Origin of the sequence: Streptomyces sp. NPDC093795 (assembly GCF_044764665.1) — a bacterium.
Classification (GTDB): domain Bacteria; phylum Actinomycetota; class Actinomycetes; order Streptomycetales; family Streptomycetaceae; genus Streptomyces.
Genome location: NZ_JBIWIO010000005.1, coordinates 26,900 through 42,671, shown reverse-complemented (window position 1 = coordinate 42,671; position 15,772 = coordinate 26,900). Strand labels below are relative to the sequence as shown.

The 15,772-nt window shown below is 68.8% G+C and carries 11 protein-coding genes; 1 reads left to right on the top strand and 10 read right to left on the bottom strand.

The window, feature by feature from the left end; all coding sequences use genetic code 11:
- Nucleotides 1-40 precede the first annotated feature (40 nt).
- Nucleotides 41-1,864: an alkyl/aryl-sulfatase gene (locus tag ACIRB7_RS15265; RefSeq protein WP_403597805.1), complete on the bottom strand. Its 1,824-nt coding sequence runs from the start codon at nucleotides 1,862-1,864 to the stop codon at nucleotides 41-43.
- A gap of 153 nt (nucleotides 1,865-2,017) precedes the next feature.
- A complete protein-coding gene (locus tag ACIRB7_RS15260) occupies nucleotides 2,018-3,310 on the bottom strand; it encodes a DUF2254 domain-containing protein (protein WP_403597803.1) in 1,293 nt (430 codons plus the stop codon).
- Nucleotides 3,311-3,518: 208 nt separating this feature from the next.
- On the opposite strand from ACIRB7_RS15260, the gene ACIRB7_RS15255 reads away from it, so the two are divergent.
- Complete coding sequence (locus ACIRB7_RS15255; protein WP_403597800.1) at nucleotides 3,519-5,366, top strand: glycoside hydrolase family 15 protein; 1,848 nt, start codon at nucleotides 3,519-3,521, stop codon at nucleotides 5,364-5,366.
- A 28-nt stretch (nucleotides 5,367-5,394) separates the two neighbouring features.
- Here ACIRB7_RS15255 and ACIRB7_RS15250 read toward each other — a convergent pair whose 3' ends face one another.
- The 8 genes from ACIRB7_RS15250 to ACIRB7_RS15215 all read right to left on the bottom strand — a co-directional run bounded on the left by ACIRB7_RS15250 (nucleotide 5,395) and on the right by ACIRB7_RS15215 (nucleotide 15,442).
- Complete coding sequence (locus tag ACIRB7_RS15250; RefSeq protein WP_403597797.1) at nucleotides 5,395-7,170, bottom strand: cation:proton antiporter; 1,776 nt, start codon at nucleotides 7,168-7,170, stop codon at nucleotides 5,395-5,397.
- Between the two features lie 63 nt (nucleotides 7,171-7,233).
- Nucleotides 7,234-8,292: a cytochrome d ubiquinol oxidase subunit II gene (locus ACIRB7_RS15245; protein WP_403597794.1), complete on the bottom strand. Its 1,059-nt coding sequence runs from the start codon at nucleotides 8,290-8,292 to the stop codon at nucleotides 7,234-7,236.
- Nucleotides 8,282-9,775 carry a cytochrome ubiquinol oxidase subunit I gene (locus ACIRB7_RS15240; RefSeq protein ID WP_403597792.1) on the bottom strand — a complete coding sequence of 498 codons (1,494 nt, stop codon included), beginning with the start codon at nucleotides 9,773-9,775 and terminating at the stop codon, nucleotides 8,282-8,284. The genes ACIRB7_RS15245 and ACIRB7_RS15240 overlap by 11 nt, the downstream gene beginning before the upstream one ends.
- A gap of 36 nt (nucleotides 9,776-9,811) precedes the next feature.
- Nucleotides 9,812-10,651 (bottom strand): SDR family oxidoreductase, encoded by an 840-nt coding sequence (locus ACIRB7_RS15235; protein ID WP_403597789.1) that lies wholly within the window; start codon nucleotides 10,649-10,651, stop codon nucleotides 9,812-9,814.
- Between the two features lie 147 nt (nucleotides 10,652-10,798).
- Complete coding sequence (locus ACIRB7_RS15230; RefSeq protein WP_403597786.1) at nucleotides 10,799-12,379, bottom strand: GMC oxidoreductase; 1,581 nt, start codon at nucleotides 12,377-12,379, stop codon at nucleotides 10,799-10,801.
- A 151-nt stretch (nucleotides 12,380-12,530) separates the two neighbouring features.
- The gene (locus ACIRB7_RS15225) at nucleotides 12,531-13,451 is read right to left on the bottom strand and encodes a cyclase family protein (RefSeq protein WP_403597783.1); all 921 of its coding nucleotides are present in this window, start codon (nucleotides 13,449-13,451) and stop codon (nucleotides 12,531-12,533) included.
- 32 nt (nucleotides 13,452-13,483) lie between these two features.
- The gene (locus ACIRB7_RS15220; protein ID WP_403597780.1) at nucleotides 13,484-15,010 is read right to left on the bottom strand and encodes a gluconokinase, GntK/IdnK-type; all 1,527 of its coding nucleotides are present in this window, start codon (nucleotides 15,008-15,010) and stop codon (nucleotides 13,484-13,486) included.
- An 18-nt stretch (nucleotides 15,011-15,028) separates the two neighbouring features.
- Complete coding sequence (locus ACIRB7_RS15215; RefSeq protein ID WP_403597777.1) at nucleotides 15,029-15,442, bottom strand: hypothetical protein; 414 nt, start codon at nucleotides 15,440-15,442, stop codon at nucleotides 15,029-15,031.
- Nucleotides 15,443-15,772: the final 330 nt, after the last annotated feature.

The following is a 15,772-nucleotide window of genomic DNA, read 5'->3' as shown; positions in this document are numbered from 1 at the left end:
CCTACGGCCGCGGCCCCGGTTGTTGGGGGCCGGGGCCGTCTCAGGGGGTGACGATGGGGAATCGCTTGTCCGGGACGGTCACGAGTGTGAACAGGCGCTTGAGCAGGCCCAAGTCGCCCTCGTGCTCGACCTCGTCGATGCCCTGACCTGCCAGCAGGCCGATCAGCTGGGGCTTGGTGACGGTGAGAGTGAGCCCGGCCGGCGTGGGCGGCGGACTGCCGGCGTCCCGGGATCGGTGCGTGAGCGCACCGTTGCGCAGGGTCAGTCGGTGCCTGCGCCCCTCGTCGGTGAGGACTACGTCGACGGTGAGATCCTCGGCCCAGGCCCGGGGCCCGTCGATCCTGATGGCGACGGAGTCCAGCAGCTGCTCAGTGGTGAGCGCCATGATCATCTCGGGATTGGTGACGTCGGCGACATCGCCTCCGGCGCCGGAGCGCAGCTCGAGGGCGGCGGTCAGGTAGAAGTTCCGCCAGGTGCCGTTCTCCGCGCCCCGCCCGAGCTGCTCGTACACGGACGCGAGGACGTTCTTGGCTTCCGTGTCCTCGGCGTCGGCGAAGACCAGGTAGTTGAGTACCGTGGCGGCGAACCGGAGATCGCCTTTCTCGGCGTACGCGCCCGCCTTGGCCAAGGCGCTGTCCCGGCCTCCAGCGAGGTCGACGTGCCGTTTCGCCTGCTCGGTGGGCGGGTGCTCCCAGAGGGTGGCGGGGTTGCCTTCGAACCACCCCAGATATCGGTGGTAGATCGCCTTGGCGTTGTGGCTGAGCGACCCGTAGTACCCGCGCGTGTTCCAGGCTTCCTCCAGGGCCGGCGGCAGTTGGATCGTCTCCGCGATCTCCGCCGCCACCATCCCGTCGTTGAGCAGCCGGAGGGTCTGGTCGTGCATGTAGGCGTAGAGGTCCCGCTGGTCGCTCAGGAGTTGAACCACGTTGTCGTGGCCCCATGTCGGCCAGTGGTGGGAGGCGAAGCCGACGTCGTACTGCCCGTCGAAGTACTCGATCGCCTCGTCGATGTAGCGCGACCAGTTCCGGGAGTCACGCACCATGGCGCCGCGCAGCGTCTGGATGTTGTGCATCGTGTGCGTGACGTTCTCCGCCAGGCACAGGGCCCGCTGCTGGGGGAAGAGGAAGTTCATCTCCGCGGGAGCCTCCGTGCCGGGAGTGAGCTGGAAGACGATCCGCACGCCGTCGACCGTCTCCGTCTGGCCGGTAGCCGTGATGTCCACGCTCGGCGGGACCAGGCTGATCGTGCCGGTGGACATGGCCATGCCCAGCCCTGCGCCGATCTGTCCGTCGGCGGCTCTGGGCAGCTGATCGCCGTACATGAACACTGCGCGGCGGGTCATCGCGTTGCCGGCGTAGATGTTCTCGCTGATGGCGTGCTCCATGAAGCCCGCCGGCGCGAGGACAGGGACACTGTCCTCGGCGCCCGGGGGCAGGACGCCGCGGGCGCCGCCGAAGTGGTCGGCGTGGGAGTGGGTGTAGATCAGGCCCGTGACGGGGCGGTCGCCGCGGTGCTCGCGGTAGAGGGCGAGCGCCGCCGCGGCGCACTCGGTGGAGATCAGTGGATCGATCACGATGACGCCACGATCGCCCTCGACCAGCGTCATGTTCGAAAGGTCGATGCCCCGGATTTGGTAGATGCCGTCCGTGACGACGTACAGACCCTGTTTGGAACAGAGCTGCGCCTGGCGCCATAGGCTCGGATTCGCGGTGTCCGGACACTCGCTCTCCAAGAACGTGTAGACGTCGTTGTCGTACACGACACGGCCGTCGGAATTCTTGACCTGCCCAGGAGTCAGGGCAGCGATGAATCCACGGTCGGCGTTCTCGAAGTCCTTCGTGTCGGCGGACTGGAATGTGCTCATGGCGGTCTCCGTTGTGGACGACATCCCCCCAGCCAGGCGGTCTTCGGTTGGGCTCCTCTCCAATCTCGACCACCGGGGTGCGATGCGCACGCCGGGACAAGAGCGTGCGCGTCCGGCTGCAACCCCGGTTCGGCCGCCGGCACGCACGTGCGGCTATGTCCGCGGACGGCGGCGTCCGCCGATGCCCTGGCGGTCGGAACCCTGCGCGATGGCCCTGCGGGCCGCGTCGGGGAACTCTCGCTCGATCGACTCCTGCAGCAGACTCAATTCGGTGTGCACAGCGGGGTGCTGTCCCGGCGGCAGGGTGTCGAGCAGGCCTTCGAGCATGGCGCGGAGCCGTCGGCAGATCTGCACGGAGGATGCTCCGTAGTCGCGGATCTCGCAGACGGAGAGCTGGAGGTAGTTCTCCCAGTCACGCCCTGGCAGCACGAGCCGGGCCTGCCCGTCGCGACCGGCCAGGACGTAACGACCGGGCAGACGCGCGCTGCCGACCGTGTGCAGGAACGACTCGATGTAGTTGATCACCTGCACCGCGGTCGTCGGGTCGTTCACCGCTGGGGAGAGGGCCCTGATGGCGATGTCGACGAGGACCCTCAGAGCGAAGGCGGGGTCCTGTTCGATGGTTCGCTCGGACCCGAGGGCGACGAGACCGGCCACCCGGTCCGGGTCGGGTGCCGACGTGCCCCCGTGGACATCGACGATGACCGTGCCCGGCGGTACGAAGTCCCCGATCAGCCGGGTCACGACGAAGACGCATTCGTGACGCGCCGCTTCCGCGACCAGACCGGTCACGTTGAACGCCTGGATGGCTCCACCGCGTGCCGTACGGATGCGCATCACCGGTCCGTCGGGCGGCACGGTTCCGTCTCCGCGAGGCGCCGCGCCCCGGATCGCAGCGGCTCCGGCCGTGAAGATGTCCTCTCCCATGCGCGCGACCAACTCGGCGATGGCCACCGGTCTGAGGCTGTGGATGAACCTGTTCAGGTAGATGAGCAGGAGCACGAGGCTGATGGCCACCGCCGCGCCGGCCAGGGTGACCCCGAGGTCGGGGACGGAGTCGGATTCGATGCTGCGCAGCAGGGAGAACGCGAACGCGAACGTCCCGGTGAAGGTCGCCAGCACCGCCTTCTGCAACCGGTCCCGGTACCAGAGGCGCATATAACGGGGGGAGAGGGTTCCCGTGGCCTGCTGCACGACGAGTACGCCGATGGTGACGACGAAGCCGAGCAACGCGACCATCGCCCCCACGATGGCGGTGAGCACGTCGCTTGCCGTCGTCGCGGAGTAGTGCCAACCGCTCGGCGGCCAGTCCGCGCCGTCCGCGGTGAGGGCGAGCTCAGCGAGAAGGGCACCGAGGGCGAGACCGAACATGGGCACGATCCACAGGCTGGCCTTGACGTATTGCCGCAACCTGAACCTGGCCGCCCAGGATGTCAGGACACCCACGTCACGCCCCCTTCACCCGAGGGGTCCCGTGCTGAGGCGCACGACATCGCGGGCTCCCTCAGCGGGACCACTGTCATCTCACGGTAGGGCCGTTCCCGGACCGGCGCAGCGGCGGGGCTCCCGCCGCCACTCTCCGCGTCACTGCCTCGCCAGGACGGGATGACCTCCTTGGCCTAGGCTTAACGGTCGGGGCCGAAAGGGGCGCAATATGGATGAATATACCCTTATCGAGAACCACGGCCTGATCGGTGATCTGCAGACCGCGGCTCTCGTGACGACGGATGCGACGATCGACTGGTTCTGCTGTCCGCGCTTCGATTCGCCCAGTGTCTTCGGCGCTCTGCTGGACCGGCAGAAGGGCGGCCACTTCACCGTCAGGCCGGCCGCGGCCGCCTACACCACCAAGCAGCTCTACCACCCGGACACAGCCGTCCTGGTGACGCGCTTCATGACCGAGGCCGGGGCGGGTGAGGTCGTCGACTTCATGCCGGTGACCGGAACGACCGCGACGGACCGGCATCGACTGGTGCGCATGCTGCGCTGCGTCCGGGGCAGCATGACGTTCGAGGGCGAGATCGCTCCGCGCTTCGACTACGGCCGCAAGCCGCACCAGTTGCACATCACGGAGCACGGAGCGCTGTTCACCTCGGAGGACCTGGACATCGCCGTCCACGCCGTCCGTGAGCCGCACGACGAGCGGCTGCTGAACGTCCTCTCCGGTGACAAGGACCTGCGCTTCTCCCTGAGCCTGCGGGCGGGACAGCAGCGCGGCCTCGTCATGGAGTCCTCCCCCGGCGGGCCGCCGCACGAGGTCCGTGTCGAGGAGTTCGAGCGACTCTTCGGCGAGACGGTCCGCTTCTGGCGTTCCTGGCTGGGGCAGTCCACGTACTCCGGCCGCTGGCGGGAGGCGGTGGAACGTTCGGCCGTGACACTGAAGCTCATGACCTACGCGCCGACCGGCGCCCTGGTCGCCGCCCCGACGGCGGGTCTGCCCGAACAACTGGGTGGAGAGCGCAACTGGGACTACCGGTTCACATGGATCCGCGACGCGTCGTTCTCGGTGTACGCCCTGCTGGGCCTGGGGTTCAAGGAAGAGGCGTCCGCGTTCATCGACTGGCTGCACGACCGCGTGAAGCAGGAGGCCGGCCAGGGGAACGGCTCCGGACCACTGAACATCATGTACCGGGTCGACGGCTCCGCCGACCTCGTCGAGGAGACCCTGGAGCACTGGGAGGGATACTGCGGCTCCGCACCGGTCCGTATCGGCAACGGTGCGGCGAGCCAGCTCCAGCTGGACATCTACGGCGAGGCGCTCGACAGCATCTACTTCGCGCACCAGCACGGCATGCACCTCGACAACCGGGGCTGGAAGGCCCTGCACACTCTGCTCGACTGGCTGGTCGACCACTGGGACCAGCCCGGCGAGGGGCTGTGGGAGACCCGCGGCGGCCGGAAGGACTTCACGTACGGCCGCGTCATGTCCTGGGTGGCCTTCGACCGCGCCGTGCGGATCGCCGCCGACGACGGCCGTCCGGCGGCGCGCGGCCGCTGGGTGGACGCGCGGGACGAGATCTACGCGCAGGTGATGAGCAAGGGATGGGACGCGAACAAGCAGGCGTTCGTCCAGCATTACGGCGAGGACGTGCTCGACTCGTCGCTGCTGCGCATGCCGACGGTCGGATTCATCACGCCGGACGACCCGATGTGGACGTCCACCCTGGACGCGATGGAGCGTGAACTGGTCAGCGACAGCCTGGTCTACCGCTACAACCCCGAGGCGTCACCCGATGGGCTGCGCGGCTCCGAGGGCACCTTCTCCCTGTGCACGTTCATGTACGTCGACGCCCTCGCACGGGCCGGACGCACCGACATGGCCAGGCTGGTGCTGGAGAAGATGCTCACCTACGCCAACCACCTCGGCCTGTACTCCGAGGAGATCGACCTGACCGGGCGCCAACTGGGCAACTTCCCACAGGCCTTCACCCACCTGGCCCTGATCGACGCGGCGATCACCCTGGACCCGATGCTGCAACGGTCCTGGAAGAGCGGGCTGTAGGGGCACGGACGAAGCCGTCCCGCGCGTCTCACCGTTCGGCAGCGGTCGGGACGGGACCGAGGAGGACGACCGTGTCGCCCTCCTGCGGGAAGGCCGGCTCTCGCTCCGTGACCGGGTCCAGCCGATGGTCGGCGCGCACCACGAAGAGCGTGTCGTGCTCCGGCGGCAACGGGCCGGAGAAGGGCCGCACCACGAACCGGGCGCCCCGCTCGTAGTTCTCCGCCAGGACGTGCCGGACGAGGGAGCGGCCGAAGAGGATGTCGCCACCGGTGTACGGAGCGACCACGCCATGGCTGTCGTGCGGTGGACCCACCCGGTAGACGGGCCCCTCGACGCTGTCCTCCATCACGATCGACGCGAGGGCGTTGAAGTCATCGTCGTCGGTGGCCAGGAAGACGGCCGTCACGCCTTCCAGACGAGCCCCCGGGTTGATGGCCGTGGCCAGCAGATCGCCCTTGGCGAGTTCGAGGCCCGCCCCCTTGATCCTCTCCCGTTCCTCCTCGCGCCCCGCCCACATCAGCAGGTCGAGACCGGCGGACCGCAGGGCTCTGCCCAGGTCGACCACCCAGGGTTCGCCGCCCACCAGGAGAACGCGCGTGCCCGCCGTCTTGACGACGCCCAGCCGTCTGGCAACCGGCACGGCCGTCAGCGCGTACAGCACAACGGTTCCCACGATGACCAGGAACGTGACGGGCAAAATCTTGTCCGCCCCGTTCACTCCCCGTTCGACCAGGCCGGACGAGAAGGCCGACGCCGTCGCCGCCGCGACGATGCCGCGTGGATCCATCCATGCGACGAAGGCGCGTTCACCGCGTGAGAGATCTGTGCGCGCTGCGGCGCCGAAGGCGACGATCGGCCGGACGACCAGGACGAGGATCGCGATCAGGCCGAGGGAGGGAAGGAGCACCGGCACCAGTGACGCTGGGGTGACGGTGGAGGAGATGGAGATGAACAGCAGGCCGATGATCAGCTGGACCAGGGTCTCCAGGAAGGGCCGGCGCGCGGGCATGTCGAAGCCGCGGATGTTGGAGACGGCCAGCCCCGCCACGACCGCGGCGATGAGCCCCGTGTCGTCCCGCACGACGTCGCAGACCGCCGAAACGCCGATCACGACGGCGAGCTGCGCCAGCGTTCCCAGGGTCTCGCCGAGTCGGAGCGTGCGCAGGGTGAACCACAGCAGCGCGGTCGCCACGGCCCCGCCCGCCAGCCCGAAGGCGAGGCTGAGGGCGAACTGCCCCAACTGGTAACCCCGCCCGAGGTCGATCTGGTGCGACGACGCGACCGCGTGGAAGGTGAGCGCGCCAAGGATGGCGCCGATCGGATCGATCAGCGTTCCCTCCCAGATCAGGATGCGCCGCACCTTGTCACTCGGCCGCACGAAGTCCAACAGCGGCCCCACGACCGTGGGCCCTGAGACGACGAGGATCATGCCGAGCATGGCCGCCACCCGCAGGGGCATGTCGAACATCGCGGGTCCCACCGCCCCGGTGACGAGGAAGGTGAGCAGCACGCCGTACACGAGCAGTCTGACCACGATCCCGCGCGTGTGGTGGGCGAGCTTGCGGAGGTCGAGTCCCAGACCGGCGTCGTAGAGGATCACGGCGACGGACAGCGACACCAAGGCCGAGAAGTCCGGCCCCAGCAGTTTGTCCGGGTGGATGACGTCCGTCATCCACCCGGCCGCGAACCCCACGGGAAGCAGGATGATCAGAGCAGGGACACGCAGCCTGTTCGCCAGGATCTGCGAACCGGTGGCGAGCACCACCGTCAGGGCGAAACCCAGAAGGATCTCGTCGTCGGTCACAGCGGCTTCCTCCGTCGGAGTGCGGACGCGAAGGGGAGGTCCAGCGGGGGTACGAGTGGTCGGTCAGCTTTCGGGTCCCGCACCGCCGCCGGCCGTGCCGCTTTCTCCGGTCAGCTCGGAGTCGGTGAGTTCGGCCAGCTCCCCGTGGGTGTCCAGCCAGTAGAGGAAGACGACGGCCGGCACGACGAGTACCAGGGCCACCACGGTGACGATCGCCAGCCATGTCAGCGTGGCGGGCGCGCCCGCGGCGTCGGCCACGGTCAGCGAGGTGGGGATGAGGAAGGGGCGCTGGGCCATCCCCCAGGCGATCACGGCGGACGCCACGACCCCGACCGCCGTGACGCGTACCCACGTGCCTGGTGTCCGCAGGAGCAACAGGGCTGTCGCGAGTGTGGCCGCACCGGCCACGACGACGAAGAACAGCCCCAGACCGTGAGTGAGCCCGTGCCATACGTGAGGGGAGTCCTCATGGGTGACGAACCCGGTGATCACTGCCAGAACGGTGACGGCAGCGAGACTGCCCAGGGCGCGCCCCCTGAAGTATCCGACCAGGTCGGGGGCGTCGAACCGGCGGGCGTCCCCCGTGAGGAACACTGCGCCGAGCAGGGCCGTGGTGGCGACGGCGAGGAACCCGAACATCAGGGACGTGGGGTTGGCCCAGGCGTCCGCCGAGGCCTCCGTACCCTGCGCCACCCGGCCCGATGCGACCCCTCCGACGGCGGCACCCAGGAAGAACGGCGTGACGACCGAGGCCACGGCGAACACGGCGCCGTACAGACGTCGGTCGACGAGCCGCCGGGAGGGCTTGCGGAACGCGAAGCCGGCGCCGCGCAGGACCAGGCCCATGGCGGCGAGCGCGAGCGGGAGCCACATCGCGGAGAACACGGTCTGGAACAGGGTGGGGAAACCGGTCCACATGATGACGAGGACGAAGATCAACCAGACGTTGTTGACCTCCCATACGGGAGCCATGGCGTGGTCGATGAGCCACCGGGGACGCTTGCCGCGTTCCGCGCCACCGGCCGTGAGATCCCAGAACCCGGCCCCGTAGTCCGTTCCGCCCGCGCTGGCGTAGGCGGCCACGGCGAGGAGCAGCACCACGGCGATGAGGTCAGCGGTCATGGCGACCGTCCTCGGATCGGGCGGCTCCGCCGCCGGCGGCGGCGGTGGGGGCGTCACCCGCAGGAAGCGGGGCCCGGGGTCCGTAGGGAGTGTCCGCCTCCGGCGCGTGGGCCGTGCCTCCGGCAGCCCGCTGCTCGTCGGCGAGCCGCCAGCGCGTGCGCATCTTGAGCAGGACGAGGAGGAACGAGCCGAAGAGGAACACGTACACCACCATCACCACACCGAGCATGATCCACAGCGTCGTCGAGCGGGTCGACGTCACGGCCTCGGCGACGCGCATGTTCTGGTAGACGATCCAGGGCTGGCGGCCCACCTCGGTGGCGATCCAGCCGCACTCGACGGCCACGACGGAGGCGACGCCCGCGCAGGCCGCGGAGCGGTAGAACCACTTCGAGGCGGGCAGCCGGCGGTGCCGCAGCCAGACGAACCCGTACCAGAGGGCGAGCAGCACCAGGGCGGACCCGATCAGGACCATGATGTCGAAGGCCCAGTGGGCGATGGTCGCCTGAGTGGCCGTGGGACGCTGGTCCGCCGGGACGGAGGTCAGTCCCACCACCTCGGTGTCCGGACTGAATCCGGCCAGTACGGAGTCGAGCAGCGGGATCTTGATGCCGCCCGAGACGGTGCCGTCCTCGTGCAGGCGCCCGAAGAGGTACTCCGGTACCCGGGTGTCGGTCTTCCAGACGATCTCCATCGCGGCGAACTTCACCGGCTGCTTGTGGAACACCGACCGGGCGATGAAGTCGCCCAGGAAGAGCTGCACCGGAGTGGCCACCGCGGCGATGGTGAACGGAACGGTGAATCCGAGCCGGTGGTAGTGGTCCCGGCGGCCACGCAGCCAGCCCACGGCGTAGACACCGGCCACCATGAAGCCCGCCGTGATGATCATTGCCACGACGAAGTGCCAGTACTGCGGCCCGAACATCGGGGTGAAGATCGCTCTCCAGACGTTCACGTCGACCGGGTTGCCCTCGGAGTCGAGGGAGAAGCCCTGTGGCGTGTTCATCCAGGAGTTGGCGGCCAGAATGCCGAACGTCCCGAGCAGTGCGGCGGCCGGGAGCGGCAGCCCGAGCAGGAAGTGCGTACGGGGCTTCAGCCGCCGCCATCCGTACAGATAGATGGCGATGAGTACGGCCTCCAGGAAGAACGCCCAGGCTTCGACACCGAACCCGATGCCGAAGACATCACCCCACCTGCCCATCAGACCGGGCCAGAGCAGGCCGAACTCGAAGGAGAGCACCGTGCCGGTGACGATCCCGAGGGCGAACTGCACCGCCATGACAGCCGACCAGCGCCGCGCCAGGAGCAGCGCCGCGGCGTCCTGGCGGCGCAGTCCGCGGTAGTGCATGACCAAGGTGATGAAGGGGAAAGCCACGCCCAGGGGCACCAGAATGATGTGGGACGCCAGAGTGAAGGCCATGAGTTCCCGGGCCGGCAGCAGCTGGGCCGGGGCATCCGCCAGCAGGTGGAACGAGGTGGACATACAGGCCTTTGCTGTTCGTGATGGTCCTGGAGGGGGTCAGCCGCCCGTGGCGAAACCGGGGAAGAGCGTCATCCCGCCGTCGACGTACAGCGTGGTCCCCACCACGTAGTCCATGAGGTCCGAGGCGAGTGCGACCACGGCATGCGCGATGTCCTCGGGGTCGCCGATCCGCTTGTACGGAATCAGCCTCAGCAGATCCTCGCGGGCCTCGGCCGTCTCCCAGGCGCTGCGGTTGATCGGCGTCTTGATCGCCCCGGGAGCGACTGCGTTCACCCGGATCTTCTCCGGTGCCAGCTCCTGCGCCAGGGTCTGCATCATCATCTGCACGCCGCCCTTGGAAGAGGCGTAGTTGACGTGGCCGGACCACGGGATGAGCTGGTGCACCGAACTCATGCAGATGATCTTCCCGGCCGCGCGGGACACTTCGGGGACGACTCCACGGCGCCGGAACTCCTTGGTCGCCTCCCTCGCACACAGGAACTGCCCGGTGAGGTTGACGTCGATGACCTTCTGCCACTGCGCCAGCGTCATGTCGGTGAGCCGGGCATCGCGCTGCAGACCGGCGTTGGCGACCATGATGTCGATCGTCCCGAATTCCTGGACCATCCGGTCCACCATGGCAGTGACCTGGTCCTCCTGGGACACGTCCGCTTCGTAGGCGGCCGCGCGCCCCCCGAACGAGGTGATCTCCCGGACCACTTCCTCGGCGGCGTCACGGCCTGCCACGTAGTTCACGACCACATCCGCGCCGGCCCGGCCCAGACCGATGGCCGTGGCCTTGCCGATGCCCGAATTGGCTCCGGTGACCAGCGCCTTCTGGCCCTTCAGCAGATCTGTCGGGATCACACCACGGGGTGCTTCGACGGTGGACTCCATGATGCTCTGCCTCCTGGCTGCGCGGCTCCGGTCCGCCCGGCTGCGGAGTCACGCAATCACCGGGCGGGGCGAGCGGCATGCCCGGAGCACCACCGTTGGGCCGTTGGCTCGGCCATCTTCACCCGGTCGGGCCAGCGGGCCTCGGCCTCAGCTCAGCCGGGCCAGGAGGTGGTCTCCGACCCGCAGGGCATTGGCGATGGCCGTCAAGGACGGGTTGACCGCGCCGATGCTCGGGAAGAAGCTCGTGTCCACGACGTACAGGTTGTCGAGGTCGTGGGCCTTGCAGTTGAGGTCCAGCGCGGAAGAGGCCGGGTCGCTGCCGAAGCGAACGGTGCCGGCCTGATGGGCCGTCGCACCGATCGGCATTCCCTTGTGCAGGTAGATGCTGTGGGACAGCAGGTGGTGCTCGTGCATGCCCAGATGGCCGAGCATCCCCTGCAGCTTGTGCCTCAGCCGCTTCAGGCCCTCGACGTTGTTCTTCTCGTCGAGAGCGAGATGGATACGTGCGTCGCCGTCGAGGGTGACCCGGTTGTCGGCCAGCGGGAGGTCCTCACCGCACAGCCAGAAATCGACGGCGTGATGTGCCAGCACCTCGAACGGCATGTCCGGTGTGACCGCACCGGCCCACCTGGGGGCCTCACCGTGGATCTGCTCGGCGTCCGACTTCCCCAGCATCTGGATGCCGCCCAGAGGGTAGCCCCAGTCGTCCGCACCGAGGTACCAGTCGTTCAAGGCCAGGGTCTTCTGGAACGCGGTGTCGTTGGGCACCTTCGACACAGCCATCAGGGCCAGGTTGTTGTGCCGCATGTAGAAGCGGCCGACCACGTCGGAGCTGTTGGCGAGGCCACGGGGATGGTGCTCGTTCGCCGAGGCCAGCAGCAGCGCCGCGGAGTTGACCGCCCCGCAGGAGACGACCACCACATCCGCCGTGAACCGGACCTCCGAGCCGTCGGGGAGCCGGCCGACGACCGCGCTGACATCGCGTCCACTCGCATCGGTCTCCAGGCGGAACACCTGCGTGTTCGTGACCATGTCGACGTTGGGGTACTCCAGGGCAGGCTCCACGCAGATCACTTCGGCGTCGGACTTGCCCCGCACCAGACAGGGAAAGCCGTCCACCCGGTCGCATCGGATGCAGACGCTGGAGTGGGCGGCCCGACCGCTGTTCTCCTGAAGCAGATTGACGCCGATCGGCAGGTGGAAGGGGTGCAGGCCACGACTCTCGAGGTCGTCGCTCAACTGCTGGATGCGCGGTTCGTGCTCGACGGGCGGATGGGCGTACTGCGCGCTCACCGGACCCTCGCTGGGATCCTCCCCGTGCCGTCCGTGGACGAGATAGAGGTGCTCGGCCTGGGTGTAGTACGGCTCCAGATCCTCGTACCCGATCGGCCAGGCGGGGGACAGCCCGCCGTGGTGGCGGAGTTCGCCGAAGTCCTCGGGACGCAGCCGGAAGAGGGCTGCACCGTAGAACTTGGTGTTGCCCCCCACGTAGTAGTTGACCTCCGGCGGGAACTCGTTCCCGTCCCGGTCGATCCAGAACTCCGGTGCCCGGTACTTGCCCTTCACGAAGACGGCCGTCGAGTCCCAGTTGTCGCGCTCACGCGGCAGACGGCCCCCGCGCTCGATGAGGAGGACGCGTTTGCCGGACGGGGCGAGCCGATGGGCGAGAGTGCCGCCGCCGGCGCCGGTACCGATGATGATGACGTCGTAGTGAGGGGCGTCGCCCACGACGACCACCGTCCTTGCGATCACGGACCTGACCTGACGGCGGGCCCTGTCTTCCCGCTGCGCGGGGGCCGAGCGGTCCCACCCCGTCGAACGTATCCGCCCGCCGCGTGAACGGCGACCGGAGAGCGGTCAGCGGCCGGGGAACCCCTGGTCATAGCAGTGCGATCGGGTTCACGGGCGAGCCCGTGGCTCCGGGCAACCGCAAAGGAGCGACCACGCACAGGAAGCTCCAGCGCCCTGCCCCCGCGCAGACCGCGGCAAGGTCCTCGAACCGCAGGTAGTCCATGAGGTGGATGCCCATGGCCTGCACGGCCAGGACGTGTACGGGGAAGGCGATGCCCTCCACCGCGCTGGGGGCGGTGTCGTTGTTACCGTCTCCACCCAGGACCGAGACCGCGCGTTCCGCCAGGAACTCGAGGGCGGTCGGGTGAAGGCCCGCACGCGCCACGGCCACGTTCCACGGCCCGAGTCCGCTACGACGAAGGCGATGCCCCACCCTGACGAACAGCAGGTCACCAGGGCCGACGTGCACCCCCTGCGCGGCCTCAGCGGCCACCAGGTCGGCCGAGGTCACATGGTCGCCCGGTTCCAGCCAAGACACGCCCCGCAACCGAGGGACGTCCAGCAGTACACCCCGACCGACGATGCCGTTCTCCAGCAGGTCGACGGAGAGCGAATGAGCCCCCTCGGCCGTCACGGTGCTCGCCGGCACTCCGCCGTACAGCTCCCCGTCGAACACCACGTGACACAGGGCGTCGAGATGACTGTCCGCGTCCCCGTGTACGTTCATGGCAAAGCTGTCAGTGGCGAAGTGGAGCCCGGCCGAGCCGAGGTCGCGCGTACCCGGCCCGGTCATGCGGTGTGTTGCGGGCTCGGGGGAGTCGGGTCCCGGCTCGGTCTCGATCGGGGCCGACAGCGACACCGTGCGTCCGAGGCGGACTTCGGCGGCCGCCGCCGCCACCCGCTCAGGGGTCAGATGGCGCATTGCTCCGCACCGGCCGTTCGCCGTCGGCTGCGCCGCCGCCTGGCTCCGTAGACGTTCGTAGAGCGTCCGGAAGGCGTGCGCGGTCATGCCGGGAGCCGCCGGGGGCTCCATGGCCGGTGTCACGAGTATCCCCAGGGGTTCAGGCCCCATCGGAGCACGTGCGTCGCGCCCGGCTCCAGGACCGTGAGATCCGTGCCGCTGCGAAAGGCGTCCGGCGGACAGGACATCGCCTCCACGGCGACTCCCTGCCGCCGCCGTTCGGGCTCGGCGAGGGTGTCACCCGTGTACACCTGTACGTAGCGGGTGCCTTCGCCGAGCCAGAGATCGGTACCTCGAAGCCCGGAAGGATGCGCCAGCCTCACGACGGCCCGGCCGTCGGGGCCGCGGTCGAGCCCGGTGAAGGCGGTGTCCAGTCGCAGATCGCCGATGGGGCGGGCGGCGCGGAAGTCATACGGACCGTCGTCCACGGGGTCACGACCGACGGGCAGACCCATGTCGTCGGTACGCAGGAGATACCGGGCGGGAACGGTCAGGATGGCGCTGTCGACGAGGTCGGTGCCGACCGTCAGATAGGGATGCTGCCCCACACCGTACGGCGCGGACTCCGTACCGGTGTTGGTGGCGTGGACCGCCGTCGTGAGCCCTTCGGGCCCCAGCCGGTACTCGACACGGACGTCGAGGAGGAACGGATATCCGGGCTGAGGACAGAGCGTCGTGCCGAGCATCACCGCGTCGTTGTTGCGGGCGAGCAGCTTCCACAGGGTCCAGCGGAGCAGTCCATGGATCGCGTTGTTGTTCTCCACCTCGTTCAGGGGCAGTTGCAGGCTCCTGCCGGCGAAGCCGTAGCGTCCGCCTCCCACGCGGTTCGGCCAGGGGACGAGTAGTTGCCCCCTCCCACCCGTGATGGCGGACCCGGCGGAGAACCCGTCGAGCAGCGGACGCCCGTTCACGACGTAGTCGCGCAGGGCGCCGCCCAGCTGTACCACCACCGCACTCTGCTCCCCGCGGACCAGCCGCCACGACTCGCCCGTGGGACTGTGGGGTTCGGAAGGGCTGCCGCGCGCAACGCCGTGGACGGCGCGCTCCGCGTCCGAACCGGCCGGTCGTCCCCCGGCGGAGTCCCGGCGCATCAGGGAAAGCACCGCCGTGACGACGGCCTCCGGAGGCTGGTCGATCTCCACCACCAACGGGTGTTCGTCGGGCTCCGGCTCCTGGAGGTCGGCGAGCTGGCTGTCCAGCAGGTCCGCCGGGAAGAAGTGACCGTGCCGCGCAGTCAGCCGGGAGCCCAGCAGCTCGCGTGAGCCGTGCAGGTACACCAGGAGGACTTCCGGGCGCCCTGCCATCAACGTGTCCCGGTAGCCACGCTTGAGCGCGGAGCAGGCCACGACGGCCTGCTGACGAGCCGCGATCGTCCGGTCCATCCACTCACCGATCGCTTCGAGCCACGGCCCCCGGTCGCTGTCCGTGAGGGCATGACCGGCGGCCATCTTGGCTCGGTTGGCCTCGGAGTGGAACTCGTCCGCGTCCCGGTAGACCCAGCCCAGTCGATCGGCGAGGAGGCGCCCGACTGTCGACTTGCCGGATCCGGCGACGCCGACGACAAGCATCAGCTGCGGCGGCTCCCCGGTCGCTGCTTCGCGTGCCACGGCTGCCGGTCCCGACCGTCAGTCCCTGATCGGCCGGGGTGCGACGCACAGCCCCCAGATGACGAGGGCGTCGATGGCGATGAGCAACACCGCCCACCACGGCGTGTAGGGGAGCCACATGAAGTTGGCGATCATGCTGAGACCGGCCAGCCCCACGCCGACGACCCTGGCCCATGTGGCGCCGGTCAACAGGGCGACGCCGGTGAGCAGGATCAGAATGCCCAGGATGAGGTGGATCCAGCCCCAGCCGGTGAGGTCGAGCTCGTAGACGTAGTTACGAGTGGCCAGGAACACGTCGTCCTTGGCGATGGCGGAAATGCCTCCGAGCAGCGTCATGATGCCGCTGAAGATCATGATGACTGCGGCGAACATCAGCCAACCGCTGGTGTGCGCTTCGTCTCGCCGACCGGGTGCACCCACGTGGGTCGTCATGTCAGGCTCCTCCGTGTCGTCCGGGCTGCCCGCCGAGACTCTCCGTCCGGTGGGTCGGATACCTCCAATCTGACCCCCGCCAGTCCCCGGCGCATGTCGGCCGAACGGGAAGGCTCGCAGTGCCGCCATTCAGCGCGGCTTGAGGGTCACCTCGACCTGGCAGCGGCGCGCGGCCCGCACCGCACCGTTTTCACCGGGCTCGTGGACCGAATCATGGGGCAGGGAGCGGGCGTGTCGCCAAGCCTCGCGTCTCGGTACGGTGCCTTTGCGCCCGAAATCGCGAGGTTCACGGCTGACAAACATCCGCCATGGCGAGAACTTGCCGTCATG